The following is a 26,748-nucleotide window of genomic DNA, read 5'->3' on the forward strand; positions in this document are numbered from 1 at the left end:
CGCCCCACCCCCCACCCTCATCCCCAACGCCGGACATCTGACCCTCATCTCAGCCCCCACCCAGGTAGCCACCACCATCAACGCCCTGGCCGGCCGAACGACATAAACGGCCTGCCGCGCCCGCTGGTATTGATCCTCGTACGTGCGCTTGGTTCAGCGTTCGTTGAGGCGGAGGTTGGACGCGGTGGCGATGAGGACGATCGACTGGCCCTCGATGCCGGCTTCCTTCAGGGTGGCGCCGAAGGGGAGGCGGGGGAGAGCGATGCCCTGCGCCAGCGATGAGGTCACCGCCCGGCGGATCACCGACGGTACTTCGTCCGGAAGTTGCTCGACCACCAGCCGGATCCGGCCGGCCGCCACCTGCGGCCGCACGGTCGCAGTCGCGTCGACACCACGCACCTGCAGATTCGCCAGCAACTTTCCTGCGGAGATCTTCAGCGACAACCCTTCGATCCCGCTGGCCCGCGCGGTCAACTTCGTGAGCGCGGCCGGCGACATCCGAAGCCGTACGTCGGTGGTGTCGACGGTGACGACCCCACTCCCACCGGTCAGCAACTCGCGCGGGACATGGATTCCGCTCATGTCCGCGGTGAGATCCTCGGCCACGACCGACGAGAACGACGGCCGCTGCATCGTCACCGTGATCTTGGAGAAATCGCCTCTGACGACCTGCGGCAAGAAGGCGAACCCGCCGATCTCCGCCGACGTGTCGGACGAGCGTACGTCGTACCGGGCGGCCTCTGTCGCCGCCACCTTCGCCAGCTGATCCTCCGCCAGCGACTCGCCCACGCGATCCACGACGATCAGCACCCCGGCCAGCAGCACCACGATGATCAGGAGCGCCTTCAGCCCCCGGTGACGCTTCTTGGGGCTCATCTGGATCTCCCGGGCATCGGCGTCGGCAGATCCAGGCGGCAGGCAGTCGTCATGGCGTGAGCCTATCCAGCAACGCTCAGCTCCTATTTGATGGCGGTACGCCGTGAGTCCTGATCGCTCGCCTCGCTCGGCTGCCCCTGGACGATCAACCGCTCAGCGAACCCAGCACCGAACGCCGCCAGCAGCAAGTTCGCCGCATTGACACTCGCCGTCTCCGCCGTCGCGATCGAGAACAGCCACACAGTCAACCCGGCCACCCCACCGATCGGAATCCTCGACAACGACGAGACATTGGAACCGAGCTGCGCCAGCACATGCTCAGGCATAATTCCCGTCGATCGCTTGGCCGCGCTGATCACCGCTCCCAGTACGCCGAGCAGCGCCGACAGGATGCAGAGGAACGGGCCGGCGGCCCATTCCTTGGTGCCGATCCGGCCGGAGTACGTCGCCAGGATCACGATCACGGCGAGCAGCACCGGACCTCCGATGAGGATCAGCAATTGCTGATAATGCCGGACGATCGCCAGCCGCCAGTAATCGTTTGAGATTCCTTCGTTCCGGATCTTCATCGCCGCACCGACCGACTCACGCAGCGACGCCAGCTCCGATTCCCGCCAGGACGACGCAGAATCAGGCAACGCTTGTTTGACCGCCTTCACCCGCCATTGTGGTAGCCGGCCCGGTTCGTCGATCTCGGCCAGCAGCAAAGTGGCGTGCAGTTTCAATTCGTCGAGCCCGTACTCCGCGATCAGCTCCTGCTGGGCGCAGTGGAAGTGGTGCCAGGCGGTCTCCATGTCGAGCCGCTCACACGCCTTTTCTGCTTGCTTGATGAGCGACCGGGCGGCCGACCGGTCGCCGTCCCGCTCGACCTCCAGCCGGAGTTCGGCGATCTCCGCCTCGATCCAGGCCTGTCGCGGATCCTTCCAGAACATCTTCGACCGCCGCCACCGCAGTGGCGCGTTCTCCGCCATTTGTTCCCCTTCCCCCTGCCGCGCATTATCCGAACCCCAAATACCCCCGTCAACGCTTCGGAATCCGTCACTATGCAAACACCAGCAAGCAGATTCCGGCGATATCTTTCCGCGAATTCACCCCGACGTCCCCGCCCAGTCGTCAAGCCCTTCAAGGATGCTGGCTGGAGGCGAGTCCGCACGGAGGGATCACACAGCGTCTGCGAGTGTTCCTGCGGTCATCACTCGTTCAGATTGCCCGACGGGCACAGGACTATCTCGGCCGGCGTTGTGCGGAAGGTCAGCAACGCGCTTGCTGAGCGTGAGGGGAAGGACTGATGAAGAGCTATGAGGTGAGGGTTGCCCGCGAGGGGCGCTGGTGGATGATCGAGGTTCCTGAGCTGGACGGCCTGACCCAAGCGCGCCGCCTCGATGAGGTGGAGAAGATGGCGCGTGAATACATCGCGGTGACGCTCGATGTCCCTCTCTCGCAGGTGGCTGTCTCGATTTCTACGATCGAGGTGGCTGGCCAGGACGTGCTCGAGACGATGGTGCTCGTCGACGAACTCCGCAGACATGCGAAGCAGCTCGAGGAGCTTGTCGCAGATCTGGCGCGTGAATTCGCCTCGGCTTTGGCGGATGCGAAGGTGCCGGTCCGAGACGTGAGCAAGCTCCTCGGCGTATCCCACCAGCGGGTCTCTCAGCTCGTCCAAGCAGGGACCAAGGTTCGGCCCTCCGACCTCGCGCGGCTCATGCTCACTGCGAAAACTGAACACCAGAACGATCTGGTCGTTCATCTCAAGGCCGGCGAACCACCTGAAGTTGTCGAGGCCAAAGCTCCAAGGCAGCCCGCCAAGAGAAGTCGTCCAAGGCGAGCCAAGGTCTGATAGGTCGGGCACACTACGGCGTGCCCGACCTCGAGCCCTTTGACGGTTCCCGCGCTTGAACCGAATCCAGGGTGGCGTGGGAGCACTATCGAGACGCTCGCGGAGTGTTGCGCTGGTGGGAGTGCGCCTTCAATCGTCCGCCTGGCCGCTGCTGATATCACCCTCAAACCCTGCAGCTGTCGACCGCCTCCCGCGACCCCACGGCCCCCTCATCAGGCGTCGCTCGAGGTCCGATTACGCTATGCTTCGGCGGGTTGCGCCCCCGTAGCTCAGGGGATAGAGCAGTGGTTTCCTAAACCATGTGCCGCAGGTTCGAATCCTGCCGGGGGCACCCCTTCCTGACCTGCGGAAATAGGTTTCGAGGGTGGGGTGCCGAAAGGCCGCTGGGGATGCTTTCGGGGATGAATCGGTTCTAGGATTCGATTCATGGCGCGGCAGAGACGAGCACGGGGATACGTTGAACCCCGCCCGGGTGGCACCTTCCGGGCTGTGGTCTACGCCGGCAAGGACACCTTCACAGGCAAGCCCAGGTACCTGCGCGAAGCCGCAGCCTCCGAGAAGGAGGCCGAGAAGCTGGTCACCAAGCTCCTCAACCAAGTGGACGAACAGCGCCAGCCGCGCAGCTCGATCACCGTGCGGCAAACCATCGACAAGTGGTTCGAGGTCGCCGAGCATGAGCGCTCCACCCGTAAGCGGCTGATGCAGTTGCTACGCGACTACCTCGACCCGAAGTTCGGCTCAACACAGCTGAGCAAGCTGACCGCCGAAGACCTGGAGAGGTTCTACGCCGCGCTGCGACGATGTAAGAAGCTCTGCAACGGAGGGTCCAAAGACCACGAATGCAAGGGCCTTTCGAACAGCTCGATCCGCTCTATGCACTTCATGCTTCGCGCAGCGACCGATGTAGCCGTGCGCTACAACTACGTACACGTGAACGTTGCAGCGCTCGCGCAGCCACCAAGCTTCAAACGGCCAGAGCCTGACCCGCCGTCGCCTGAAGAAATCGCAGCGGTGCTCAATGACGCCTGGCGAGACCTGGCATGGGGTGCCCTGCTCTGGCTCGTCATGATCACCGGCGCCCGGCGCGGCGAGGTGTGTGTACTGCGATGGTCGGATGTCGATCTCGCACGCGGCACGGTAATGATCGAGCGCGCCGCTGACGAGAACGAGGACGGGGAGATCGAGGAGAAGGGCACGAAGTCGGGCCAGAAGAGGAAGATCGGCCTAGACCCGTTCACCGTGGAGATACTGCAGGCACACCAGCAGGCGGCGAGTGAGCAGTGCAAGGCACTGGGAACGGAGCTGCAACCCTCAAGTTTCGTCTTCTCGACAACGCCGGACTTCTCCCGCCCGATGCGACCAGACAGCGTGACCAGTCGCTACCGCCGAGCGGCGATCCGCAACAACCTCAGGAGCAGACGCCTCCACTCCATCCGCCACTATTCGGCGACCGAACTACTGAACAGTGGTGTAGACCTCAGGATCGTCTCGGGTCGATTGGGGCACGGCAGCGGCGGAGCGACCACACTTCGTTTCTACTCCGCGTGGTCAGAAAAGGTCGACAAGGCCGCAGCCGGCGTCCTCGCCGACTTGATACCGCGTCCCAACCCCAACCTGCGCACCCCGCAAAGTCCTTACGAGGTCCTGGCGGCCGAGCTCCGCGCCGCGATCTCGAATGGAACGTACTCATCCGGTGACCCGTTGCCCACGACCACCCAGCTGGCCGAGAGGCACAAGGTTTCGGCCGGGACCGTCAACCGAGCCATAGCTATGCTCAAGGCCGACGGCCTGGTAGAGGCAAGCCGCGGCAAGCGAGCATCTGTGGTGTAGGTGGCGGAGGCAACCCTCTACCGCGGCGCCTGAGCGCCCAGTACGATCACTCGGCCGCGGCACTCGAATCTGTGGCCACTGCGATGGCTGCACCAGCCTTGATCGGCGTCATCTCGCTCCCGCGCTCAGAGGGTATCGTGTGCCGACCGCGAGTCGAGAGGACGAGTAAGTCTTGAGCTCCCAATTCTCGTCTTGGCGGCGGACCATCTTGGTCGTCGGCGGAGTTACGTTGGTCTTGCTAGGTCTAGCGATGACGACCTTCTGGCTGCTTGGGAAGACAAGCAAGGATGATGGCGCCGGGATCGCAAATGTCATGGCATTGCCCTTCACCGTCATCGGAACTGTAATCGGGGTTCTCGGCGTTCGCCATAAACCCAAGGCTCTCGATGAGGCCGCCCTTGAAAGAAGCGCTCGGGATATCTCGGGCCTGGTCACTACGTCGACGGCTCGGGCCCTGCTCCAGTTGCTTGGAGATACTGGGGAACCACGACCCGCGGATCTTGGCTTCGGGCGCAAGGAGGCTGCAGCGCTTACATGGCGCAGCGACCAGGGGTCGGAGGCCGGTTCGCTAAGCACCATCGAGACGTACTATGCAAGCCTGCACAGAGGGCGCCTAGTCATAGTTGGAGAACCGGGCGCCGGCAAGACAGTCCTCGCTCTGCGCCTACTGCTCGACCTCGCCTCGTGTGCAATGCTGAATGCGCATGACTCAAGCAGGCGGGCGGCGATTCGGGTTCCGGTGAGGCTTAGTCTCCCCGCGTTTACGACAGAGGCCCATGCACCTCTAGGAGTTCGAGCGGACCTAGACGCCTGGATCGTCCGACAGTTGGTCGACGTCTATGGCGTTGAAAAGTCGGTAGCTACGGCGCTGCTTGGTGGCGGTTGGATCCTTCCAGTGCTCGACGGCTTGGATGAGATGGACACTGATCCTAGTAGCGCGACCCGGGCACGGCAGGTCATTGCTGCACTGAATCTTCCGGTCGGGGCCGTACCGCCGCCGCTCATCCTTGTCTGTCGCACCTACCATTACAAGCGCCCAATTCAGTCGACGGAGCCACTTCAGGACGCAACCGTCGTTTCGGTCAATGCTCTTGAGATAGAAGCTGTCATCGCTTGGTTGACACATCGATTCCCGGACGAGTCACAGACTGGCGGATTGCAAAGAAGGTGGCATAGGGTAGCGTCCACTCTTCGCGACCGTCCAAATGGCAGGCTGGCCGGGTGCCTCACTTCTCCCTTAAATCTATACCTGGCTGTCACCGTATATGCGGATCCCGATAGCGGGCCATCGGAGCTATGTGCTATGGACCGCCGATCACTCCATGACCACCTCCTGACTCAGCTCGTCCCAGCTGTGATTTCGCATCATGCATTACCAGAGCAGTCGCGATACAATGCGGCAGAGGTTGCGGCATGGCTGCACACTCTGGGTTGTCATCTTTCTCGCATGGCCAATTCTGGCCGCTCTGGCACTGACTTCTACCTGCACGACCTTTGGCGCACTATTGGACGCCGTCCTGGGCGTACGATTCATCTGCAAGTTGCGGCGATCTTGTCGCTGTTAATCGGATTACCGCTATGCGTTCCTGCCTTGTTTGAGCCGCACCCTCTGAACGCGCTTTTGGTCTTGGGTATCGCCTCAGTCGTCCTAGTTTCCTGGTCGATTCTTGGCATCCGGCAGTGGATCGCAAAGTCGTCGCCCCTGACTCGCGTGGAGTTCAAAGCGCTCTCTACATGGCGCGGACTTGGGCGGACGGTTGCCACGTTCTGTGGAGGCTTTGCATTCCCAGTAGTTCTATTGGCAGTGTTCCGCTGGATGAACCGCGACGCACCCGATCCCGTTAAGGGTGCCTCGCTTGGGGCGTCGATCGCGTTCGGCGTGTTGGCTGGTACGGCCCTCGCGGTCACAGAACTTTCGGTCACGCGCGACTGGGTATCAGTACCCAGCGAGGCGTTTGGTCAACCAATCCGCAAATCCATTCGGCGAGGAGTGATCATTGGACTCGCCGTGGCGCTACTTTTTTGCATCCTTACGCTGGTCTACCACACGAGGGGCCCGCTGGAAGCCGTGTTTCTCGGGCTGCTGAGTAGCGTGATCATCGCGGCCTTTGTTGGCCTTATCGTATTCCTGCTGAGTGTGGCTCGGCCGTGGCTCATCTATTACGCCCTTGCAGTTCTCTATCTCGCGCGAAGGAAGCAATTTCCGCTGCGCCCGGCTCGTTTTCTCGATTGGGCATATGATGCCGGACTGGTTCGTCTGTCTGGAACCGCAACCCAGTTCCGACACCGCGAGCTCCAGGTCTATTTTACGACTATCGGTGAGAGGTAGCTCTACGCCCGTTCGGTGGGCCGCTTGGAAACTATCTGGTCTTGGGCTTGAGCTGGAATTCGCTGGGCGATCGGTTGGAGACGGTGAGCTTGTGGCCAAGAGTGTCGCCTGCGCTCACCGCGCATCTCTCGTTCCGGCGTCAGCGGACGTGGGCGCATCAGAGCCGTCTCTGTGTCGGCGGGTTCGACGCGATACGGTGCTCACAGATCGCGGGTTGGAGCAACCTCAGGCGTTCCGTCCAGACGTCGGATCCTCGTCGGTGAGGCCACCGACTAGTTCGTCGATGTCGCGCCGCATCTTTGCCATCTCACTAATTGGCACACGCTGGAACTCGAACCTGCTCGAGTCGAGTTCTGGAGTAGGCCGCTTAGGTGCTAGGTCTGTAATCCGGTACTGACGCAGAGCCTCGGCAGCATCCAGCCAGTCCGCCACTGGGGCTACGAACCGCTCCATGCTTTCCCAGGTTACTACCGCGCTCGCTCGTCCCACGCGGGCAAGCAGCGCCATCCGGGCTTCCTCTAGCTCCAGTAGGGTGAGCAACCGGTGGTCCAGTTTTGCGTAGAAGGGCTTGAGAGCCGACCGCTGGACGGCGGCCTCTGCCGAGAGCTCATCGAGGACTTGATGCCAATCTGCGAGCCAGCCCGGGGCGTCGTCTCGTGGGTTGGTCGCCGTAAGGATGGACTCCACTTCAGGCCGAGGCACTGGGAATGCTGGCGCCAGTCCCCCTTGTGTTCTGATCACTGACCCGAGTTCGATGCCAAGCTTCACAACGTGGTCGATCCGCGGCGCAATGACTTCATGTAGTCGCTCGCGCTCGCGTCCTTCGGGCCGCACGATGACCAGCCACTGAAACAGCCAGGCGGTGGCGTAAGCCAGGCACGCGTCGTAGACGACCTCGCTGATTTCAGACCCGTAGGAGAACACCTCAGGCGTATGCAGCAGCCAGGTGCGGAGTACCACGAACACGACAGCCGCGCCCAACAGCACGTTGATGCTCGTAGCGCGCCTGTTGACGAAGTTCTTCACCGTCGAAGGCTAGACCTCGCGACGTCGGTCGCGCCGCTATTGGCCTCGCGAGTTGCGAGACGCTGGCTAGCGCGCACGACCTACGCCCGTTGAGGTGTCATGGGGAGCTGCCGTTCGGGCGGACGACCCGGCGACCGCTCTGAGCGGGTGGGGGCGTAGGGCGCCCGGATGCACTTCGACCCGATCGGCTGCGCGCTTGGCGCCCTACGCGGTAGTCAAGAAGGTCAGCGAGGGCGCGGGAGCTTGCGCTTGCCTTGGTGAGTTCGATCGATCCGGCTATCGACGAATCGAGCGCCACCCCAAGCCCCTTGTGCGGACCAAGCTGCAAAGCGGCCTGTCAGCGCTGAGCGCGCGCCACCCTGCCGAGGGTGAGATCTCCTCGATGGGGTTCCAAGCTAACGCTGGTCGCCCATACACCGATGTGGTGGGTACAGGAGATCCGATCGGCGGGGGGATGTATGACTGGGAAACGATGGCGTGAGGTCACTCTTCGAGGGCGCCGTCATGCGAGGGGGGCGCAGAGACCCAGGCACAGTCGCGGATTGCCGCTCTGGACAGCCTTCACCACCGTGTCGCTCTTGTTGCTGGCCGGACTTGCCTGGACAGGAGTTGCCTGGGTGCTGGCGAGGCGCTGGCCGTGGGATCATTTCGGTGATGCCGCGTCCCAGGTCGATGTCCTGAAAGTCGCTTTGGCAGTGGTCGCGGCCATCGGTGCCGCGGTCGCGTTGGTGGTGAACTATCGCAGGCAGCAGCACTTGGAGCGCGATGAGGCTGGTCGCCGCGACCAGGTCCGTCTATTTACCGAGCGCTTTGGAGCCGCCGCAGCCCAGCTCGGTGGAGAACAGGCTGCGGTCCGCCTCGCCGGCGTCTATGCCATGGCCGCCCTGGCGGATGAGTGGGAGGCCCAGCGGCAGCAATGTATCGACGTCCTGTGTGGCTATCTTCGTCTGCCCTACGCTGGCGAGCCAGACTCTGGATACGCCCAGACGCTCGTCGAACAACGGCAATATGCGGAGGGAAGAGTACAGCGCACCCGGACCACAACATTTCGCTCAGGAGAGAGGCAGGTCCGGAGCATGATCAGCTGGACTATTCGCGGACATCTCGTACCGGACGCGCAGGTTAGCTGGAGTGATCTGACCTTTGACTTCACTGGCGCCACGCTGCCCGACGTGTCGTATGACGGTGCAAGATTCGCGGGTATGGCTACCAGTTTCGCCTATGCGACGTTCGTTGGGCCGGGAACCAACTTCTGGGGGGCAGAGTTCCACGGGCGGTATACGTCTTTCGAGGGCGCGAGATTCCGTGCCGGCAGTACGAACTTCGATGAAGCGATGTTTTCTGGTTCCACCAGCTTTGCGGGTGCCAGGTTCTCACGCTGCGCGACCATTAGTTTCGCGGGTGCCAGGTTCGCCGGCCCCGAGGCGGATTTCTGTGGCGCGAGATTCGGAGGCAAGCGCACCAGTTTCGCGGCGGTCAAGATCTCCGGCACCGCCACCTTTGAACGGGCGAGGTTCTCTAGCAAGGAGACCAACTTTGATGATGCCAATTTTACTGACGAAACCGACTTTCGGCATGCAAGGTTCTCCAGCAACGTGACAAGCTTTCGTAACGCCAGCTTTGCCGACGTGAGCACCGCCGTTGGTGCCGCAGAGTTCGCGAAACCTGAGAACGTGGTCTGGGGTCCGACCCCGCCAACAAGCTCGTCAGCTGGGTCGGGCGCACCGGCGTGAGGCTGGATGCTGCGGTCTCACCGGGCCTTTCAGTCGTCAGCGGTATCGGTTGAGGTTTCCATGACAGCGGCTATCAGCGCTGGTTGATGCCAGTTCGTCTCACGAGCCGTGTCACGACCGGTCTACGCTTGCTGCGGACGAGGGAACGTGTGACTGTGGGGGAGATCGGACATGGCCGAGAAATCAACCGCTGACGCAGCGAACGGGGATGAAGCTTTCCCTGGACTGCGCGCCGCCTTCTATGACTGGGCGAGCCAGGCGATCGCAAGTCTTTCCGGCACTCGGCCCGAGGACTCGATTGATCCCAGACGGTGGAAGCGTGGTGACGACGGCATATTCCGGCACGGTGATCACGCGGTTCGGGTCTGGGGCCACGACGCCGTCAATCAACTGATGCGCACTGCGACCTGGCGTGCCGTCGAGTCGGCGTTCAAACAAGATGATCGGCTGCTATGTCAGCTGAACGCCTTGGTCGGAACCCCGATGGGCTTTACACGCTTCGACAGCGAGCGTGCTGGGCGCCTCGTTTTACCTCGACCCGATGAGGTCGAGGACTTCGACGCCGCATTTGCACGGCGTTATCAGAAACTTGACGACTTTCTAGCGGCGACCGAACTGGAGCAATCGGTCGTGTGGCCGGTTCCGGGTCTGTGGAGTGATCTCTTCCCGATCACATTGGAGCAAGATCTGGAGCTCGACTTGATGTCGGACGAGGAGCTCACCGCGGCATTAGAAGGTGGTCTCGTTCCGTTGTCCTTTGGGCGTACTCAGATCCTGACCGACGAGGACACTAGGTCGGCGTGCATGCGTCATCGCTATCGCGTGCCGAAGATCGTTGGCGGCGCGATGCAGTCGGCTGAGCAACACAACGAGTTGGAACATCGATTGCGCGTGCACGCAGAGAGATTGCAGAACACCCTTGCGCTGCTCTTCCCTGAGCCCGTTGCAGTCGCCGGCCGGTTGAGCCGCGAGACACACAACCCGCTTGGGGGATGGACCAGCTATTCCCCGGCTGATGTCACGCGGGCACAGGTTTCGCGTAGCTTGTGTCTGGACGGTACAAAGACGGCTGAGCTGCGTGACGTCTGGCTGCGCCTGAGTCGCCCCAACCTGAACAAGGCGTTGGCGCTGGCCCTGCGCCGTCTGAGTTACCAGGCTGGGCGTGAACGCCTTGAGGACGAACTGGTGGATGTCCTGGTGGCGGCCGAAGCGCTCTATCTTTCCGACGCTGGGTACAACGAGCTGAGCTTCCGCCTCGCCCTTCGGGCTGCCGCATTCTGCAAGCCCGAGCAGCTTGGGATGGGCCGTCGGGATGTCTTCGAGACTATGAGGTCCGCCTACAACGTTCGAAGCAAGATCGTTCATGGCGAATCGCCGAAGTCCAGCGATCTCGTCGTCTGTGGCTCGGTCGTGTCGCTGGTCGAGTTCGTGCAGGCAATCGAGGACATCGTTCGTCAGGGCCTGCGAGAGGCTGTTGCCTGGACCGCGGATCCGGCACGATCATGGCCCCCGGACTGGGATGGGCTAACTTTGCCGACTCGTTAGGCGAGCTGACGGCGGAGGTTTACAGGTAGGAGGCCTGGCACGAAGTAGAGGCCGAGACTCGGCCCTTTCGGCACGCGTGATCAAGCCGTTGACGTCCGAGGTGTCGCGCGGTCGCGCCTATGTTGCATGATCCGAGCATGGGCACTGACGCTTGGAAGAACTGGCAGGGGTTCGATGCGGGTGAACCCGAGGGCGAGAACTACGACGATGAACTGCATTCCGATGTCGAATTCGCCGGGGGAGCGAGGGACTTCGGTCCTTTTAGACTGTCGGCAGTCCATCGAGAGGTGCCTGCGACCCAAGATGTTGGACTGGCGCTGGTGCTCCACGGAGGGGTGCACGTCAGTCTGATTCCAGACGTTGTTATTAACGGGAAGCTGGCAAAGCCTGACTCCACCGCTTATCACGGGGGAACGATGAGTGACGAGGTCGCCGCTCTTGTGTCCCTCATCATGGGAGTCAGGTTGAGAGTCGCGGGCACGGCCCGCCTGTCCGGGATTCACCAGCCTGACGATGACCCGGGCCGCCTTCCCATGCTCTTTGAGGTGCCGCGTCTGACCCGTCCTGGTCGAGGCGATGATCTGATTCCTGCAGCAGTCCAACGTTCGACCAATCTCGACGATCTGGACCGATTGGTGTCTTTCCCGTCGCTTGCGGAGGGCGCTCAGGTCGAACTAGTCCGAGCAGCTCGCTCTTACGCGAGTGGGCTGTGGTGGGCGAACGAGGACCCAAACCTCGCCTGGCTCCAACTGGTCACCGCCGTCGAGATAGCGGCGAAAGCCCGCCAGTTGTCCGAGGTGGACGCGGTGGCCCTGCTCAAGGATGTCTGGGAGGAGCTGTGGACTGCGATCGAGCCAGCTGATGATCCCGTCAGGCAGAGCGTCGCATATCTCCTAGCACCGCAGATAAGGGCGGCCAGAGCGTTCAGGGACTTCCTGGCTGACTGCGCGCCAGAGCCTCCGGAAATACGCCCGCAGTTCTCGCCACTGGACTGGACCAAGATCCGCCAACACGCCGGGAAGATCTATGAGCACCGGTCTCAGGCTCTACATGCCGGGAAGCCGTTCCCGATGCCGATGTGCGAGCGTCCGGGCATCGAGGGACCGAACGCGATCCAAGAGGTTCCCTATGGTCTGAACAGCGGGAGCAACGGCGCTATTTGGGCCGCCAAGGAAACGCCGATGCTGCTTTCGACGTTCGAGTACATCGCCCGCGGAGCCCTACTCGCGTGGTGGGATGAGCTGATCGACGCTGCTAGTGGCTCTCGCCCGGCGACGTGATCAAGCCGGTCCAGAGCACTGTTAGGCGGCGGTCGGAGCGGCCTGCTGCCGTCGCAGATCGCCGCCGCTGTCGTAACTGCTGGCGATCACCGTGTCAGTAGTTGTGATCGGTGCGCCCATGCTGTTCTCAAGCTAAACGTCGTCTCGGGCGCCAGCCGACCTGTTGCGTCCAGCTCGTCGATCACTTGCTCAGTGAAGGGGACATGCACTGTCGGGACGGCCGCGCCGATCCGCATGACTGTGCCCTCGTCGTTGGCGTCGACCATGCCGGCAAAGATTGAGTCGAAGACCTCGGCGTCGATGACGGCGATCGTTTCAAGTCCGGCCCAGAGATCGAGAGCGCCCAGAGCCAGGCCGGCGCAGAAGATTCGGAGGGTGCCTTCCGCCCGGGCTTGCTCAAGCGACAAGAAAGGCTCGGTCGTGTAGTCGGCGCCGTAGCCGTCGCCAGCATGTTCGGCGTTGCCGAGGTACTCCTCGGAATACTCGCGCATGATGTTGCGCCAGAGGTCGAAGTCGTTGCCGCGCAGTCCGCCGCGAACCGTGGACGGCTGGAACACTCCGGCAGGCATGACGCCGACGATGCCGCCGGACGTGGCAACGTTCGCGGCGCTCCGATTGTGAAGGATGACGGTGCCGACGCCCGCCTTATCCAGGCGGATGGTGAGCGTGTTGATAGACATGATCTGCGCGCGCCGGGTGAGGTCAAACGGGTCACCGACAGCCTGACGGAGCTTAAGGCCCCGCATCGTCGGCGCGGCGACGGAAGTCCCGTTAACCACTAAGCCGGCAGCAGTCTCGTGAGCGATCGCCTCACAAACATCCATCGCGTCGAAGTAGGTCATATCCCCGAAGGACAGTCGCGCGGCTCCTTCGTCGAACGTGGCCGCCGTCAGTCGCCAGGATGGTCGATTCTCGAACAGGCGAGGGCGAGCTACATCGCGGACAGCTTGGCTGTAGCGCTCGTAACGTTCGCTCGCCGACCGAAGCGGCCGGACCGCAAGTGACTCTGCGCCGGTGCCGTCGATGAGGGGCAGGGCGGCAGTGTCGTCGATATCGATCTTTACTTCGGCTAGGTCGATTAGTGGGCCGTCGATGATCCAGGTTGGGTCTGCGAGGAGTCCGGTCGAGCCGACGCGTACGGCTTCCGGATAGAGCTGCGCTGCCGCGTGCATTAACGGTGTGTGGAAGGCGTTGATCTGTTTGCGAGCCAACAGCCACTCTTCTTTGCTAGCGACGACGTCAGGGTCTTCGTCAGGCTCGCCGTCGCTGAAAACGAGGAAGTCGGCGGCTGCGCCCACCATCGGCCCCGGGCGGCCGGTCGCGACTGATCGCTGCCGTACCAGGCCGAGTTCGGCGACGGCAACCTCGAAGTGCTCGGCGAGCAATTGTCTGTAGAGAGGTGATGGGTAGTTTGCTCCCCGCTCCCAGCGGCTGACGTGGTTTCCGGCAACCGCGGTCGTCCGGCCTCGGGCCGCAGCCAGTCGGTTCAAGGCATCCGCGACGTCTTCCTGACTCTCCCCCCTCGCATCTCGGAGGTTGTAGAGCTTGGTGTTCGGTCTGCTTGGTTGCCGTGCCGCTGCCATGAGGACATTCTCCGGGGTTCTCGGCTCAGTTGGTGAAGATGCCTAGTCGATGCCTAGTACGTGCCGCGCAGGTGCTCTCGGATAGTGACGGCAACTTGAGTTGAATCTAGTTGTGACCAGAAATCGGCGAAGCAGAGTGGCACCGACAGCGCGGCGTACGCCGGACTGTCACGCAGGACTGCCTGTCGAGGGATGCTCTGCGGCGTCAAGCAGTCGCTCCAGCTTCGCTACTCGATCCTGCAAGGCGCTGAGGTCAGCCCTGAGGGTCGGAAGGTCATCCGGGGGCGCATCTTCTGTGTTGTCAGTCCACTCCTGCTCGCTTGTCACGTACACCCCGCTGCCCCGGACTGAGCGGACCAGACTCTCGTCCTGTAGAACCCCGATGGCCTTCTGCACGGTCATCACATGTACGTCGAATCGGCCGGCCAGTTCGCGACCTGACGGCAGTCGAGTACCTGGCGCCAACTCCCCTGAGCGGATCGCCTGGCGTAGAGCGTCGGAGACCTTCTTGTAGGGCGGGCGCGGGTCCGCATCGCTCACATTCATAGCCCAACCGTAATCGACCTAGGTCTGCGTCTAGGGGACCCTTGTTTCCAGAAGTGACCTAGGTTAATCTAAGTTAACCTAGGTTAATCAAGATCGACCTAGGTTGAACGAAGTTAGTCGAGTCAAGGAGAACCTCATGGCTACTGATCCATCGCCGGTGCGTCCCCGCACGTGGCTCACGGTCGAAGAGACCGCAGCCGAGTTGGGGCTGTCGGCAATGACCATCTACCGCGCGATCTCTGCGAACGCGTTCCCGGCCGTTCGAGTGGGCCGACGCATATGCGTCCCAGCGGCCGCGATCGAGGAGCTGGCAGGGGCCGCGGTGGACCGCGGTTCCGTCATCGATACCGCCGACTGGCGGCAAGTGCTGGCGACCGGATGAGCCGGCCAGAGCGGCGTTCGACGATTGCAGACCGGCCCTGCAGAGGCGCCAACCAGAACAGGGCCGGTTCTCCCATCACTCAGCAACGAGTTCGAGAGGTCTACAGCATGACTGACGAGGTGCAGGCCGGCACGGAGTGGGTACCGCGGTTCGGGATGTTGGAGGTGTCGGCTGACCAAGCGGCACTGATCCGGGGCTTGTTCGAGCTGGCCGCGTTTGTCGCGGATCACCCGGAGGTGCCGTTACCGGATGTGCGGGTGAACATCTTTCCGAGCGGCGACGACTACGCGGCCGACGTTGAGATCGTCAACGAGATAGCAGGGTCGCTGGGTGTGACGGCCGGGATCACCGGTTTCGGTCACTACCGCGCTGTGCGTCGTTTCGGCCCGGTGGAGGTCCAGTCCGTGGCGATCACGCACGAGGCGATGGAAGCCCACCGGGCGCACATGTCCTATAGCGACAGCGTTCGACCTGACGCGGCTGTCGGGGCGGGTGAGTCGCGGTGACCGCCGTTCTGGATCTGGCGTGGCGGATGCACGACCAGGCGGCTTCGGCGATCGACAAGGCCGACACGAAGGCGGGTTTCGCGGCGACGGTCGAGACCGCGCTGGCAGCAGTGGTGTTGACGCTCACGACGCAATCGCATGGCGCGCCGATCGGCGCGCGCGTGCTGTTCGGCCTGGCGCTGATCGGCCTTGCCGTCGCGCTGGCTTCGGCGCTGCTGGTCGTGATTCCGCGTCTGCACCGGCCGACAGACCAACTGGTGCCGGGGGAGTTCTTGTACTTCGGTGCGGTCCGCCTGCGCTCTATCGAGCAGCTGCGTCAGCACATCGTCAACGACGCTGACGGCGAGTACGAGGTCGCGAAGCCGTGGGAGGCCGTCAGCCACCACGCCAAGCGGCTGGCAGCGATCGCGTGGACGAAGCACCGGTGGCTGCGGGTGTCGTTCCTGGCAGCCATTCTGGGCGCCGTTTTCTCGATGGCCGGTGTGCTGGTTGGAGGTGTGGCATGAGCGGCTCTGATCAGAGCAGCCGCCGTGGTGCGCGAAAGGTCGCGGCCCGTGAGGGCATCTCCTACACCTCTGCACGGCGCCAGTTGATCGAGCTGGGTCATTGGGGCCGGGGGCAACGGTTCTTCGACGAGCTGATCGCCGATCTTGACGCGCGCGGGGAGTCCTTGAAGGACCTCGTTGACCAGCATCGCGCCGGATCGGGCGCGCAGACCTCCGGTGGCGACGAAGAGGAGGCGCGGTGATGCACAGGCGACCGAGTGCCCGTGAGGGTGTTGTTCTGCCGAAGTTCGCGGCCAGCTCTGCCGCGACGATCGCGGCCGGTGCCGGGCTCCTGTATTGGGCGCCGTCCGACCTGGCCACACAGGCCGGTGCATGGATGGCAGGGGTCGGCAGTGTCGGTGTGGTGTCAGCTGCACTGCTGTTCTGGCGGGTCGGCTCCGGACTGCTGATCGCGTTGCCGTTGTGGCTCGGCCTGGCCGGGGTGATCGCATCCGCGACCCGCGCACCAGGCAGCGTGGGTGGCTGGCTGATCGCGGCAGCGGTGCTGGCGGCGGTCTCGCTTGGCGCAGTCGCGCTGAACCGCGCGGTCGGTGCCGGGCTGACGTTCGCGTCGTGGCTGCTCTACGCCGGGTTCCTGCTGAAGGCAATGCCGCAGCAGGTCGAGGCGCACGCCTACTGGTGGCTGACCCTGATGGCCGGCGTCGGTGTGCTGGTGGCGACGGCGGCGCGGGTAGTGATGACGCGGTCAAGTACCCGGGGTCTGCTGCGACGCCTCGGCCGCGCTGGTCGCGAGACGGACGGCATGGCGTCGTCGCTTGACGTGTGGCGGGGCGCGTCGGCGCGAGTGCTGCGCGCCAAGGCCGCGCAGATCCGGCCGAGCCTCCAGGAGGTCTCGCGGTGGCGGCGCCGGGTCGTCGCGTTGACGCAGCTGGGCGTGAAAATCGCCCGCGTCGGTCTGTTCGGGGTGTGGTCGTCAGCTGAGGATCACACGATCACCTTCGGTGGCCCGCGTAAGGGCAAGACGCAGCAGATCATGAACTACGCCATCGAGGCACCGGGCGCGTTGATCACGACCTCGACCAAGCACGATCTGCTGGCCCGGACCTACCGGCGCCGGATCCGCCGTGCCCCGTGGTGGCGGCGCAGCGCAAAGCGCCACCCGATCTGGATCTTCGACCCGTCGGGTGTGATCCAGCCCGGCTCGAAGCTGGCCCGGCAACTCGAAGCAAACGACGCTGTCACCTACGTGCGGTTCGACCCGCTGAACGGGTGCGAGCATGCCGCGACCGCGATGGACCGCGCCGCTGACCTGATCGATGGTGTCGGCCGCGCCGGTGGCAGCGAGGGCGAACGGTGGGACGGCTTCGCCAAGCAGACCCTGCAGTCGCTGCTCCATGCCGCCGCACTCGGCGGTTACTCGATGTACGACGTTCAGCAGTGGGTCGCGCATCCGTCCGAGGAAGCGATGCGGACGGTCGTGTTCGAGCTGAAGATGGCAGGGCCTGCGGCTGCGGGCATGGTGCAAGAGGCTACTCAGTTCTTCAAGAACAACCCGAACACGCAGTCGTCGATCAGCACCGGCATCATGCCGGCACTGAGCTGGCTGTCGGTCCCGACCGCCGCCGCTTCGGCGAGCCGGGGTGGTCAGCAGTTCGATGTCGAGCAGCTGCTCGCCGACAACGGCACGGTGTATCTGCTGGGCAAGGACGACAAGAAGGTCTCGCCCCTGGTGACCGCGCTGACTGCGGACCTGGCCCGCCGGGCGGAAGCGATCGCCTCCGGCATGCCGGACGGCAAGTTGGACCCGTTCCTGACCATGGTGCTCGACGAGGCCGCGCTGATCTGCCTGATCCCCCTCGACCGGTGGAGCGGCGACTTCGGCTCGCGCGGGATCTGCCTGCACATCGCGGCCCAGTCCCGCGCGCAGATGCGGCAGCGGTTCGGCGACGCCGCCACCGGCACACTGCTGACCAATACCGCTACGAAGATCGTCTTCGGTGGCACCGGTGACGATGACGACCTGCGCTACTGGGCGACGCTGGCCGGCGAGCGCGACGAACCGGCGATCACCCGGGACCGGGCGACCGGTTCGCGTTCGGAGACGACACGCCGGATCCAGGTCCTGACCCCTGGCCAGGTCGGCGAGCTGCGGGCCCGGCAGATGCTTGTCATCAGCAACAACATGCCGCCCGCGATCGTCAAGGCCCGGATGCACTACCGCCGCCTCGACGTACGCACCGAGCGATACGCCGAGGCCGCCGTCCGGGCACGGGCGTGGTTCGTGAATCTGCCTGCTGCGCAGGGGCTTCCGGCAGCATGCGAACGTGCCGCTGACGGCGTCGGCCAGTGGTTGCTCGACCGGTGCGCGTGGATGCTCGCCCCGCTCAGCGGTGACGCCCAGGTCGCCGCCGGGGGAGCGGTCATCGACCCGGCACCGGCCGACCGCCGCGCGCCGCGCGGGCGACTGGCCCGTCGCATCGACGCGGCGTTGACCCGATTGGAAGCTGCCGACCCGCTGCGCGAGCTGGTCGCCCGGTTGCGGCTCAACTCCGCGACCCGCAAAGCCCGCGCCGCTCTCGGCGACCGCACCCGCCGGGTGCAGGACCGCGAGGTGAAGCGATGACGACGCCGAACGGTTCAGCGGCCGACGAGCTGCGCGCGTACTACGGCTGCCGCGAGCTGGAGTCGGTCGGTCTGCGGGCGGTCCCGGCCTTCGACGAGCAAGGCCGCCCGACCGGACTGGTCGCGATCGACCCGGCCGAGTTGCGCGACTGGTTCGACGACGGCGCCGCCTTCTTCGAGATCGCCGACGCCGAAGACGACGAGGACACCGACGACTGCGAAGGGGAGGACTGATGAAGCACGAGGACCACCAGGACCCCGGCACCGCCGCGATCGCGGCGGTCGCCGCCCTGGCCCGGACCGTCGAAGGGCTGGCGCGTGACGTGGCGGCGATGAAGAAGGGCCTCAAGCTCGCCGCGACCGCCCAGTCGGTGACTCACCTGGCGGGGGTCGTGGACAGCCTCACCGAGACCCTTGGCAAACCGGCGCCGGGCAAGGTCAAGGAGCAGACCGAACCGGTCCGGTCCTGGCTGACCCTGCCCGACGACCGTCAAGCGGTCGAGGCTGTGCTGGCCGAGCTGCTGCCGTGGATGCAGCTGGTCTACCTGCGGTACAGCGACGCGCAGGCGACATTGCCGCCGTGCTGGCTGTGGCACCCCGACATCGTCGAAGAACTCGTGTGGCTGATGGACGCCTGGACGCTCGCGTTCGAAGGCCCGGAGGCCTCGACCAAGCTCGTCGGCGACTGGCACGACCGACAACGCCCGGGCGTCATGCGCCGGGTCGGTCTCTACGCGACCGGCTGCGATCTGCCGACCCATCTCACCGATGCCGGCGAACCCATCGTGGCGGTTCCGCTCGCCGCCGATGCCGACCCGTTCGTGACCTGGTGGGCCAGCGACCGCGACCACAACGGTCCCGCGCCCACGCCCGACCAGATCAGGGCAGGCCGTCGCGGCGGCCTGACCGCCGTCCCCGACACCGCAGGAGATCACCGATGACCGCGTTTGCTGCCTTCCCTGGTCGGCTCCCGTCCGATGCGGAGCTGACCGGGCCCATGATCGCTGCCGGTCTGACCGGACTCGTCCTCGTCCTGGCCCTCGCGGTGGGCGCGGCCCTGCTGGTCCGCCGTACCGGCCGTGCGGTCGCCCGATCGATCGAACGGGGCGGCTGGACCGGCCGTCGGGTGCTGATCGTGGTCGCGATCATTGCCGCGCTCGGAGTCGCAGGCATCGGCGGCGCCCGCTCCTTCGGTGCCGTGTCGGCCAGGTTCGACAGCCTGCTGGTGCCGTTGGTTGCCGACGGCATGATCATCGCCTGCACATCCCTGCGCCTCGCCGCCCTCACCAGGGGCTGGCGGATTCCCGGTGCGCTGGTTACGACGTATGTGTTCATCGGTGGCACGGTGTGGCTGAACATCGACACCGCCACCGGGATCGCCGACGCGCTCGCGCATGCGCTGGCGCCGCTGGCCTACGCGGTGTTGGTTGAGATGCTCGCGCACCTGCTGCGTCTGCACCTGAAACTGACCCAGCCCGCCCGGGCGAAGCTGTCCGCGCTGACCTGGTTCACCTCCCCGATCATCACCACCCGCGTGTGGCTGCACCTCGCGCGGACCGGGACCGATGACCCGGTCGAGGCCCGGGCCCTTGTGCAGCAGGTCGTCCGGATGGCGTCGCGGCTGAACTCGATCTGCCCCAGCCACCGCCTCTGGCCGCTCGACTCGGCCCGCGCCGCCCGGACCGCCGCACTGCAGACCATCCGCGACGGACTGCTGTCAGCCGCCGAGCTGGCGACTCTGCTTCCCTCCAACCGGCTCACCCCAGGCGGCTTGCTGGCGCTGGTCGATTCGGCCGCACTGGGCCTGACCCCACCCGCCGGCACCACCGGCGAACACGACAGCGCGGAGCAGGCTGCGGTGCCGCTCTGGTTGGTCGGCATGGTTGCCGGTGCACTCCGGCCCGCACCGGTGCAGCCAGACACCCGCACCGAAACCACTGCACCAGTGCAGCCAACCGGTGCAGTGCACGGACCCGCACCGGTGCACCCGCCGCACCGCACCGAGGCGGAGCACGGCAGCACCGCCGCCGCACCGGCAGCCGCCCGGACCAAGCGCTCCGACGAAGACGACCTCGCCGCGCTGCGCCGGGTCTCCGACGCCGAGCACGGCGGTGCGGCGCTGAGCCAGCGGGAGATCACCCGCGTTCTCGACTGCGGGTTCCCGAAGGCCCGGCGGCTCGCCGAGCTGGCTGGGTGGGTCGAGCCTGCGGCCGACCCGACGTCGGTTGGGGGCGATGCCTCCGGCGAGATCCCGGGCCAGCTCCAGCTGACCGACACCGACGGGGATACCCCCGACGAGACCAGCGAAGACAGCACCGCGCGCGACGAAAACCCTGCAGCAGAACACGAACTCGAAATGAGCAACAGCCGATGAACAAGCCCGAACAGCAGACAACAAGCTGCCTGCAGAAGGCAAGCAGTCAGCCAGCCGCAGCACAGAACGCAGCGACGATCAACCATCCCTCAGCGGTCGTCCTCAGGATGAAGAACGTTGATACACACCCATGCATCACGATCAAGTGGAGCCTTGACTCCGTTCGTCGTCGGTCGGCTGACCGGCCGCCGGTGGCGGCCGGGGCCGCTGCCGCGGCGGGTTCGCGGGTGGCTGGTGATGCGCTGTGCTGAGCGTTCGCAGTGGTCACAGCGCGAGCTACCTGACGGGTTCGGTGGCCTCCGGCCGGGAGAACTACTACACCGGCGCGGTCGCGGCGGGCGAGCCGCCGGGCCGCTGGTCGGGCCGGGGTGCGGAGGCGCTCGGCCTGACCGGTGAGGTCGATACCCAGGACATGACCGCGCTGTACGAGCGGTTCATCGACCCGCGCGACGAGGCGTTTCGGGACCCGGTCCGGTGGGACGAGGCTGAGACGCTCGGACACACAGGCCGCGCCTACAAGACGGAAGCGCAGGTGTACGCCGATCTGCTGGCCCGCGAGCCCGGTGCAACAGCGGAGCGCCGCAGGGAGCTGCAGGTGCAGGCAGGTAAATCGGTGCGGAGCAACGTGGCGTTTCACGATGCGACGTTCAGTCCGCAGAAGTCGGTGACGGTGCTGCACACCGCCTTTGCTGCCCAGGAAGCGCAGGCGTTCGGTGCAGCCGAGGCGGCTCGCGATGCACTGGAGCGGGCGCACCATGCGGGTAACGGGGAAGCGGTGCGCCGCTACCGCGATGCGGTGCGCACCGCGGAGCGCGAGGCGGTGCAGTGGGGCAGGCACCGCCAGGCCGTCGAGGACGCGGTCTGGGCCGGGAGCAACGCGGCCCTGAACTACCTGCAGGACAAGGCCGGATACACCCGCGTCGGTCACCACGGCGGCGCGGCCGGCCGGTGGGCCGACACCCATGACTGGGTCGTCGCGTCGTTCTTCCAGCACGATTCGCGCGACCACGACCCGCAGCTGCACATCCACAACGCGATCCTCAACCGCGTCCAGGGCCCGGACGGGAAGTGGCGCACGCTCGACGGGCAGGCGCTGCACCGCTTCAAGCCCGCCGCCGGCGCGATCGGCGAACGGGTGATGGAACAGCACCTCGTCAATAGCCTCGGGGTGCAGTTCAAGATGCGGCCCGACGGCAAGTCCCGCGAGGTCGTCGGAATCGACCAGGCCGTGATGGACCTCTTCTCGTCGCGGCGCCGGGCGATCACGAAGAAGACCGCCGTACTGGTCGCCGCTTTCGAGAAGAAGTTCGGGCACGCACCGAACAACCTGCAGCTCGCGCAGCTGCAGCAGGACGCGACGCTCAAGACCCGCAACGCGAAGTCCCACGACGGCGAGACCGTCGCGGAACGCCTGGAGCGGTGGGATGCGCAGCTGCGTGCCGAGGTCCGCGGGGGACTCGGCAAGGTCGCCCACGACGTGCTCGGCCTGCAGCAGCGCCGGTGGCTGCCGGGCCGGGTGAACAAGACCAAGGTGCTCGAGACGGCACTGGCCGATGTGCAGGCCAAACACGCCACCTGGCGGGCCGCCGACCTGACGCGCACGATCAGCGACGCACTCCCGGACAACCTCGGCAGCATGAAGCCGGAGAAGATCACGCGGCTACTGGACAAGCTGACCGAGCGCGGCCTCACACTCGCCCGCCAGGTCGATACCCGGCACATGGGCGAGACCGGGCAGCTGCCCGACGAGCTGCGCCGGGGAGACGGCTCGTCGGCCTACACCTCGCCGGGCGCGGAGCGCTTCGTCACACCCGATCACCTCCGGGCCGAGCGGCAGCTCGCCAGAGCCGGATACGCCCGCGGCGGGGTCGCGATGACCACCGCCGACACCGCCGCGTTCGTGAAGGAACTCGCCGCGGCCGGGCTGGAACTCGGCAGCGACCAGGCCGCCGCCGTGCGCGGCATTCTGTCGTCGGGCGCGAAGGTCGAGACCCTGATCGGGCCCGCCGGCACCGGCAAATCACGCGTCGTCGGCGCGTTGGCCAAGGCGTGGGAAGACCCGGCGCTGTGGAACGGCGTCCAGCACCGGATGGTTGGGCTGGCCGCGTCCCAGGTCGCCACCGAAGTCCTGGCATCGGACGGTGTCACCGCGAAGAACATCACGCGCTGGCTGGACCAGCAGCAGCGCCTCACGGGCAGCACCTTGACCAGCGGCGAGGACGAAGCCTGGCGCCTGCGTGAGGGTGACCTGGTCGTGGTCGACGAATCGGCCATGGCCGCCACCAGCGACCTCGCCCAGATCCACGCCCACTGCGAGGCGGCAGGCGCGAAACTGCTGCTGGTCGGCGACCACCGCCAGCTCGCCGCCGTCGGCGCCGGCGGCGGCATGGAGCTGGTCACTAGCAATGCGCTCACCCACGAGTTGGTCGAGACCCGCCGGTTCACGGCTGACTGGGAAGGCCCCGCGTCGCTGCGGCTCCGCAGCGGCGACGAGACGGTGCTCGCCGACTATCACAAGCAGGGCAGGATCCTCGACGGCGGACACCTCGAAGCCGCGCAGCGGTCCGCGTCCGACGCGTGGCTGGCCGACCACCTCAATGGCCTGCACACGTTGCTGATTGTGGACAGCAACGCCCAGGCCGCTGACCTGTCCGCGCAGCTGCGCGCGCGGCTGGTCGAGTACGGGCACGTAGACGACGAACGGACCGTGTCCTTGATCTCGACCGGCAACCGGGCGGGCGCAGGTGACGTGATCCAGACCCGGCAGAACGCCTGGCATCTCAGGGGGTGGCAGGGCAATCAGCGGGCCGCGTTCAACCGCGACGAGTTCAAGGTCCTCGAAGTCCTCTACGACGGTGCCCTCCGGGTCGCGCCGCTCGTCCGCGGCACCCGTCAACCGGTACCGGACGAAACGATGGTGCTGCCCTCGCAGTACGTCCGCGATCACGTTGCCCTCGCCTACGCCGCAACCGTCCACTCCTCCCAGGGCATGACCGTGGACTCCAGCCATGTGGTCGCCACCCAGACCACCTCCGTCTACGCCCTGTATGTGGCGATGACGCGCGGCCGGACCACGAACACCGCCCACGTCGTGACCCAGTCACTCGCCGGACAAGCCGAGTACGGCGAGACCAACAAGGCCGCGCAACGGTCCGCGCTGTCGGTGCTGCGCGCAGCGTTCGAGCTGGAAGACCCGCAGCTGTCCGCGCTGCAGGCCGCCGCCGAATCCGCCACGGAAGCGAACCGGCTCCGCACACCCGCGGAGCTACTGGCCGACGGGATCACGCTGGCCACTGCCGGGCGGACCGCGGCATGGCTGGACGAACTCGCCGACACCGGCGCCCTCACGCCGGAGCAGCGCACAGCGCTCGCTACTGAGGACGGCGCCGGCACGCTGGGCGCACTGCTGAGAACAGTCGAGCTGGCCGGGCACGACCCACGCCAGGTTCTCGCCGACGCCATCCGGCAGCGGTCCCTGCACGACGCCCGCAAGCTGACCTATGTCGTGCAGGAACGGATCAAGCGTGGCGGCCTGAGTCTCAGCCCGATCGGCGACACATACACCGAGCGGCTCCCAGAAGTCGCCGATCCGCAGTGGTCGGCCTACCTGACCGACCTCGCCCGCGAAGCCGACCGGCGTGTCACGGAGCTCGGTGAACAGGTCGCCACCGAGCAGCCCCAGTGGGCCGAAGCACTCGGCCAGACACCGGCCGACCAAGGCCCGGAGCGAGACGAGTGGATCCGGCGGGCCGGACAGGTAGCGGCCCACCGCGAGGTGATGGGCCATGACGCTCCAGACGACGCGCTGGGCGCCGCCCCGAAGCCCGGACAGGTCGAGCAATACGCATCCTGGCGGACCGCCTGGCGTGCCCTCGGCCGCCCCGAGGCCGACCACGCCGAAGCCGAGATGTCGCCCGGACAACTGCGGGTCCGGGTCCGCGCCTACGAGCGCGAGAAGGCATGGGCGCCGCCGTACGTCGGTGAGGAGCTGGCCGGCACGCGGCAGGCCGCCGATCGCGAACGACGTACCGCGGCCCTGCGCGCCGCCGAAGCCGACGCCACCGCCGACGACACTGCCCGCCAGCAGCTGCTCACCGAGGCCGAGCAGGCCAAGGCGCTCGCGCAGGCACTCGACGCCCGGGCCGCCGAGCTGCAGATCGCCGACGACGCCCGCGCTCTGTGGCTCACCCACACCGCCGCCACCCAGGCCGCAGCCGATCGGGCCGCGATGGAACTGCAAGCCCGTGGCATCGACAACAGCGACGACGGGCCTACCTCCGAGGAATGGCTCGCTGAGATCGAGGCCCAAGACGACCTGCAGGTCAGGGACGAGCACGACCTGGCAGAGGTCGCCGAAGCACGGGCCCACGACTTCGCTGTCGCCCAGCCAGGCGATGAGTTCGTCGAGGCCGAACCGGTCGACGACCAGCTCAGCGCCGGAACTGAACCTGTGCTGGACGCCGGAGAGTACGCGGTCGCGCAGGTCGTTGCCGACGACAACACTGAGACCGACAGCGACGCCACAACGGCGGCGGCTCCGGCAGCAGATCGGGACGCGCTGGAACGCCAGGCGCCTGCCGACATTCGCGAGGTCGCCGCCGGCGAGACGCCGGTGGCGGAGTCCGACACGCCGCGGGTCCCGACCGCCGAGGAGTCCGCCGAGAGCGTACGGCGCGCACAGCGGGCACTGATCGAAATCGCCCAGCGTCGCGAGGCCGAAGAACGCCGCGCCGCAGCCGACTCCGAGGAGCGCGCCGAAGAACTCGCCAGGTGGCACGCAGAAGACACCCACACCGCCGACGAGGCCGCGCAACAGCACGAGCCCGTCCTCGGACTCGACTGACTCCCCAACCGAAAGGACAACGGGAATGAACGACAATCTTTCGCGCGAGCGCCTGATCGCTCGCACCGACCAGGCCGAGGATGCGGCACGGACCGCGTACCCGAGTGACACCAGCGGGACGTGGACCGTCTGGGACCACGTCAACGATCGCGAGATCGAGAGCGGGATCAGCGAGGCCGATGCCCGCGAGCTGGCCGAAGGGGACGCCGCGAGCACCATGCAGATCGGCGCCGATCTGGAGGGCCGAATCGACGGCATCGCTTGCATGGCGGCGATCCGGCGCGCCGAAGCCAATGTGGCCCGGATCCGCGAGGAAGCCGACGCGGCAGCCGCCGAGTCAGATCGGGATGCCGAACTGGACCGGTGGCACACCGACGACACCGCCGCATCGGCCAAGGCCGAGCAAGCCATTGATAGCCAGGCGCCGGACTTTTGCGGTCAGCTCACCGACGCCTGAACCAAGTACTAGCCCGGCCTGCGGCCGGGACGTAATCCCTTCTGTGGCTGAGGTTGGCGGGCGGGTAGCAGACGCCTCCCCTCCCCGTAGAGAGACCGCTGGCAGTTCTCACATGCAGTACGGCGGGCGGTCGCAAGCTCCCAAACGCCCTTGTCCAGCCTGTGACAACGGCCACCGGTCTCTCTACGGCGAGCCTCTTGAGGCGCCTGCTTTGCGGCAGTAGCCGGCAGGCCCCCAAGAACGGGGCTGCCGCTACACAACGCCCACCAGCGGACACAGCCAGGGGAGACCAGCGATGACGAACAAGACCAACCACATCACCGGCACCGCCACACCGTGCGCGTCATGGTGCAGCCCGAAGAACCACCTCCTGTGCGGCGGGCCGATCTGCTGCCCTCACCTGCACGCCGTGCCGACGACGAAACGCCAGGTACGCAAGGCGAAGAAGGCTTGGACGCGGTCCGGATGGTGAG

The 26,748-nt window shown here is 65.7% G+C and carries 22 protein-coding genes and 1 tRNA gene; 18 read left to right on the top strand and 5 right to left on the bottom strand.

The window, feature by feature from the left end; genetic code table 11:
- Positions 1-153 precede the first annotated feature (153 nt).
- Both ABZ004_RS24940 and ABZ004_RS24945 read right to left on the bottom strand, forming a co-directional pair.
- Positions 154-876 carry a DUF2993 domain-containing protein gene (locus ABZ004_RS24940; protein WP_355683249.1) on the bottom strand — a complete coding sequence of 241 codons (723 nt, stop codon included), beginning with the start codon at positions 874-876 and terminating at the stop codon, positions 154-156.
- Between the two features lie 83 nt (positions 877-959).
- Entirely contained in the window at positions 960-1,847 is an 888-nt protein-coding gene (locus ABZ004_RS24945) for a hypothetical protein (protein ID WP_355683251.1), read from the bottom strand.
- 317 nt (positions 1,848-2,164) lie between these two features.
- Here ABZ004_RS24945 and ABZ004_RS24950 point away from each other — a divergent pair, with 317 nt between their 5' ends.
- The 4 genes from ABZ004_RS24950 to ABZ004_RS24965 all read left to right on the top strand — a co-directional run bounded on the left by ABZ004_RS24950 (position 2,165) and on the right by ABZ004_RS24965 (position 6,872).
- Positions 2,165-2,713, top strand: a complete 549-nt coding sequence (locus tag ABZ004_RS24950) for a hypothetical protein (protein ID WP_355683252.1) — start codon at positions 2,165-2,167, stop codon at positions 2,711-2,713.
- 258 nt (positions 2,714-2,971) lie between these two features.
- Positions 2,972-3,044 (top strand) — tRNA-Arg (locus tag ABZ004_RS24955).
- A 158-nt stretch (positions 3,045-3,202) separates the two neighbouring features.
- Positions 3,203-4,543 (top strand): tyrosine-type recombinase/integrase, encoded by a 1,341-nt coding sequence (locus tag ABZ004_RS24960; protein WP_355683253.1) that lies wholly within the window; start codon positions 3,203-3,205, stop codon positions 4,541-4,543.
- A 1,447-nt stretch (positions 4,544-5,990) separates the two neighbouring features.
- The gene (locus ABZ004_RS24965; RefSeq protein ID WP_355683255.1) at positions 5,991-6,872 is read left to right on the top strand and encodes a hypothetical protein; all 882 of its coding nucleotides are present in this window, start codon (positions 5,991-5,993) and stop codon (positions 6,870-6,872) included.
- 225 nt (positions 6,873-7,097) lie between these two features.
- Here ABZ004_RS24965 and ABZ004_RS24970 read toward each other — a convergent pair whose 3' ends face one another.
- A complete protein-coding gene (locus tag ABZ004_RS24970; protein ID WP_355683257.1) occupies positions 7,098-7,898 on the bottom strand; it encodes a hypothetical protein in 801 nt (266 codons plus the stop codon).
- 542 nt (positions 7,899-8,440) lie between these two features.
- Between ABZ004_RS24970 and ABZ004_RS24975 the strand changes: the two genes are divergently transcribed.
- From ABZ004_RS24975 to ABZ004_RS24985, 3 genes are all read left to right on the top strand, one after another.
- Complete coding sequence (locus ABZ004_RS24975; protein ID WP_355683259.1) at positions 8,441-9,631, top strand: pentapeptide repeat-containing protein; 1,191 nt, start codon at positions 8,441-8,443, stop codon at positions 9,629-9,631.
- 171 nt (positions 9,632-9,802) lie between these two features.
- On the top strand, positions 9,803-11,176 hold the full coding sequence (locus tag ABZ004_RS24980; RefSeq protein WP_355683261.1) for a hypothetical protein: 1,374 nt from the start codon (positions 9,803-9,805) through the stop codon (positions 11,174-11,176).
- A gap of 137 nt (positions 11,177-11,313) precedes the next feature.
- Positions 11,314-12,456, top strand: a complete 1,143-nt coding sequence (locus tag ABZ004_RS24985) for a hypothetical protein (RefSeq protein WP_355683262.1) — start codon at positions 11,314-11,316, stop codon at positions 12,454-12,456.
- A gap of 86 nt (positions 12,457-12,542) precedes the next feature.
- Here ABZ004_RS24985 and ABZ004_RS24990 read toward each other — a convergent pair whose 3' ends face one another.
- Both ABZ004_RS24990 and ABZ004_RS24995 read right to left on the bottom strand, forming a co-directional pair.
- A complete protein-coding gene (locus tag ABZ004_RS24990) occupies positions 12,543-14,039 on the bottom strand; it encodes a helix-turn-helix transcriptional regulator (protein ID WP_355683264.1) in 1,497 nt (498 codons plus the stop codon).
- A gap of 168 nt (positions 14,040-14,207) precedes the next feature.
- A complete protein-coding gene (locus ABZ004_RS24995; RefSeq protein ID WP_355683266.1) occupies positions 14,208-14,585 on the bottom strand; it encodes a winged helix-turn-helix domain-containing protein in 378 nt (125 codons plus the stop codon).
- 136 nt (positions 14,586-14,721) lie between these two features.
- Between ABZ004_RS24995 and ABZ004_RS25000 the strand changes: the two genes are divergently transcribed.
- The 11 genes from ABZ004_RS25000 to ABZ004_RS25050 all read left to right on the top strand — a co-directional run bounded on the left by ABZ004_RS25000 (position 14,722) and on the right by ABZ004_RS25050 (position 26,747).
- Positions 14,722-14,967, top strand: coding sequence for an excisionase family DNA-binding protein (locus ABZ004_RS25000; protein WP_355683268.1), 246 nt, complete (start codon positions 14,722-14,724; stop codon positions 14,965-14,967).
- A 107-nt stretch (positions 14,968-15,074) separates the two neighbouring features.
- Positions 15,075-15,473, top strand: coding sequence for a hypothetical protein (locus ABZ004_RS25005; RefSeq protein ID WP_355683270.1), 399 nt, complete (start codon positions 15,075-15,077; stop codon positions 15,471-15,473).
- Positions 15,470-15,979, top strand: a complete 510-nt coding sequence (locus tag ABZ004_RS25010) for a Pycsar system effector family protein (protein WP_355683272.1) — start codon at positions 15,470-15,472, stop codon at positions 15,977-15,979. The genes ABZ004_RS25005 and ABZ004_RS25010 overlap by 4 nt, the downstream gene beginning before the upstream one ends.
- Positions 15,976-16,221, top strand: a complete 246-nt coding sequence (locus ABZ004_RS25015) for a hypothetical protein (protein WP_355683274.1) — start codon at positions 15,976-15,978, stop codon at positions 16,219-16,221. The genes ABZ004_RS25010 and ABZ004_RS25015 overlap by 4 nt, the downstream gene beginning before the upstream one ends.
- On the top strand, positions 16,221-18,602 hold the full coding sequence (locus ABZ004_RS25020; RefSeq protein ID WP_355683276.1) for a TraM recognition domain-containing protein: 2,382 nt from the start codon (positions 16,221-16,223) through the stop codon (positions 18,600-18,602). The genes ABZ004_RS25015 and ABZ004_RS25020 overlap by 1 nt, the downstream gene beginning before the upstream one ends.
- Positions 18,599-18,835, top strand: a complete 237-nt coding sequence (locus ABZ004_RS25025; RefSeq protein WP_355683278.1) for a hypothetical protein — start codon at positions 18,599-18,601, stop codon at positions 18,833-18,835. The genes ABZ004_RS25020 and ABZ004_RS25025 overlap by 4 nt, the downstream gene beginning before the upstream one ends.
- Positions 18,835-19,542, top strand: coding sequence for a hypothetical protein (locus tag ABZ004_RS25030; RefSeq protein WP_355683279.1), 708 nt, complete (start codon positions 18,835-18,837; stop codon positions 19,540-19,542). Before ABZ004_RS25025 ends, ABZ004_RS25030 begins: the two co-directional genes overlap by 1 nt.
- Positions 19,539-20,975, top strand: coding sequence for a DUF2637 domain-containing protein (locus ABZ004_RS25035; protein WP_355683281.1), 1,437 nt, complete (start codon positions 19,539-19,541; stop codon positions 20,973-20,975). The genes ABZ004_RS25030 and ABZ004_RS25035 overlap by 4 nt, the downstream gene beginning before the upstream one ends.
- A 244-nt stretch (positions 20,976-21,219) precedes the next feature.
- On the top strand, positions 21,220-25,818 hold the full coding sequence (gene mobF, locus ABZ004_RS25040) for a MobF family relaxase (RefSeq protein WP_355683283.1): 4,599 nt from the start codon (positions 21,220-21,222) through the stop codon (positions 25,816-25,818).
- A 25-nt stretch (positions 25,819-25,843) separates the two neighbouring features.
- Entirely contained in the window at positions 25,844-26,275 is a 432-nt protein-coding gene (locus ABZ004_RS25045; protein ID WP_355683285.1) for a hypothetical protein, read from the top strand.
- A 295-nt stretch (positions 26,276-26,570) separates the two neighbouring features.
- Positions 26,571-26,747 (top strand): hypothetical protein, encoded by a 177-nt coding sequence (locus ABZ004_RS25050; RefSeq protein WP_355683287.1) that lies wholly within the window; start codon positions 26,571-26,573, stop codon positions 26,745-26,747.
- The last annotated feature ends 1 nt before the right edge of the window (position 26,748 follow it).

Source organism: Kribbella sp. NPDC006257, from assembly GCF_040613535.1.
In the GTDB taxonomy this organism is placed as follows: domain Bacteria; phylum Actinomycetota; class Actinomycetes; order Propionibacteriales; family Kribbellaceae; genus Kribbella.

Bases quoted from the DNA above. Each gene is read 5' to 3' on its own strand.
- ABZ004_RS25015 (WP_355683274.1), top strand. From the start codon at position 15,976: ATGAGCGGCTCTGATCAGAGCAGCCGCCGTGGTGCGCGAAAGGTCGCG.
- ABZ004_RS25025 (WP_355683278.1), top strand. From the start codon at position 18,599: ATGACGACGCCGAACGGTTCAGCGGCCGACGAGCTGCGCGCGTACTAC.
- ABZ004_RS25035 (WP_355683281.1), top strand. From the start codon at position 19,539: ATGACCGCGTTTGCTGCCTTCCCTGGTCGGCTCCCGTCCGATGCGGAG.
- ABZ004_RS25030 (WP_355683279.1), top strand. From the start codon at position 18,835: ATGAAGCACGAGGACCACCAGGACCCCGGCACCGCCGCGATCGCGGCG.
- ABZ004_RS24980 (WP_355683261.1), top strand. From the start codon at position 9,803: ATGGCCGAGAAATCAACCGCTGACGCAGCGAACGGGGATGAAGCTTTC.
- ABZ004_RS25045 (WP_355683285.1), top strand. From the start codon at position 25,844: ATGAACGACAATCTTTCGCGCGAGCGCCTGATCGCTCGCACCGACCAG.
- ABZ004_RS25020 (WP_355683276.1), top strand. From the start codon at position 16,221: ATGCACAGGCGACCGAGTGCCCGTGAGGGTGTTGTTCTGCCGAAGTTC.
- ABZ004_RS25005 (WP_355683270.1), top strand. From the start codon at position 15,075: ATGACTGACGAGGTGCAGGCCGGCACGGAGTGGGTACCGCGGTTCGGG.
- ABZ004_RS24985 (WP_355683262.1), top strand. From the start codon at position 11,314: ATGGGCACTGACGCTTGGAAGAACTGGCAGGGGTTCGATGCGGGTGAA.
- ABZ004_RS24940 (WP_355683249.1), bottom strand. From the start codon at position 876: ATGAGCCCCAAGAAGCGTCACCGGGGGCTGAAGGCGCTCCTGATCATC.
- ABZ004_RS25050 (WP_355683287.1), top strand. From the start codon at position 26,571: ATGACGAACAAGACCAACCACATCACCGGCACCGCCACACCGTGCGCG.
- ABZ004_RS24945 (WP_355683251.1), bottom strand. From the start codon at position 1,847: ATGGCGGAGAACGCGCCACTGCGGTGGCGGCGGTCGAAGATGTTCTGG.
- ABZ004_RS24950 (WP_355683252.1), top strand. From the start codon at position 2,165: ATGAAGAGCTATGAGGTGAGGGTTGCCCGCGAGGGGCGCTGGTGGATG.
- ABZ004_RS24995 (WP_355683266.1), bottom strand. From the start codon at position 14,585: ATGAATGTGAGCGATGCGGACCCGCGCCCGCCCTACAAGAAGGTCTCC.
- ABZ004_RS24965 (WP_355683255.1), top strand. From the start codon at position 5,991: ATGGCCAATTCTGGCCGCTCTGGCACTGACTTCTACCTGCACGACCTT.
- ABZ004_RS25000 (WP_355683268.1), top strand. From the start codon at position 14,722: ATGGCTACTGATCCATCGCCGGTGCGTCCCCGCACGTGGCTCACGGTC.
- ABZ004_RS24990 (WP_355683264.1), bottom strand. From the start codon at position 14,039: ATGGCAGCGGCACGGCAACCAAGCAGACCGAACACCAAGCTCTACAAC.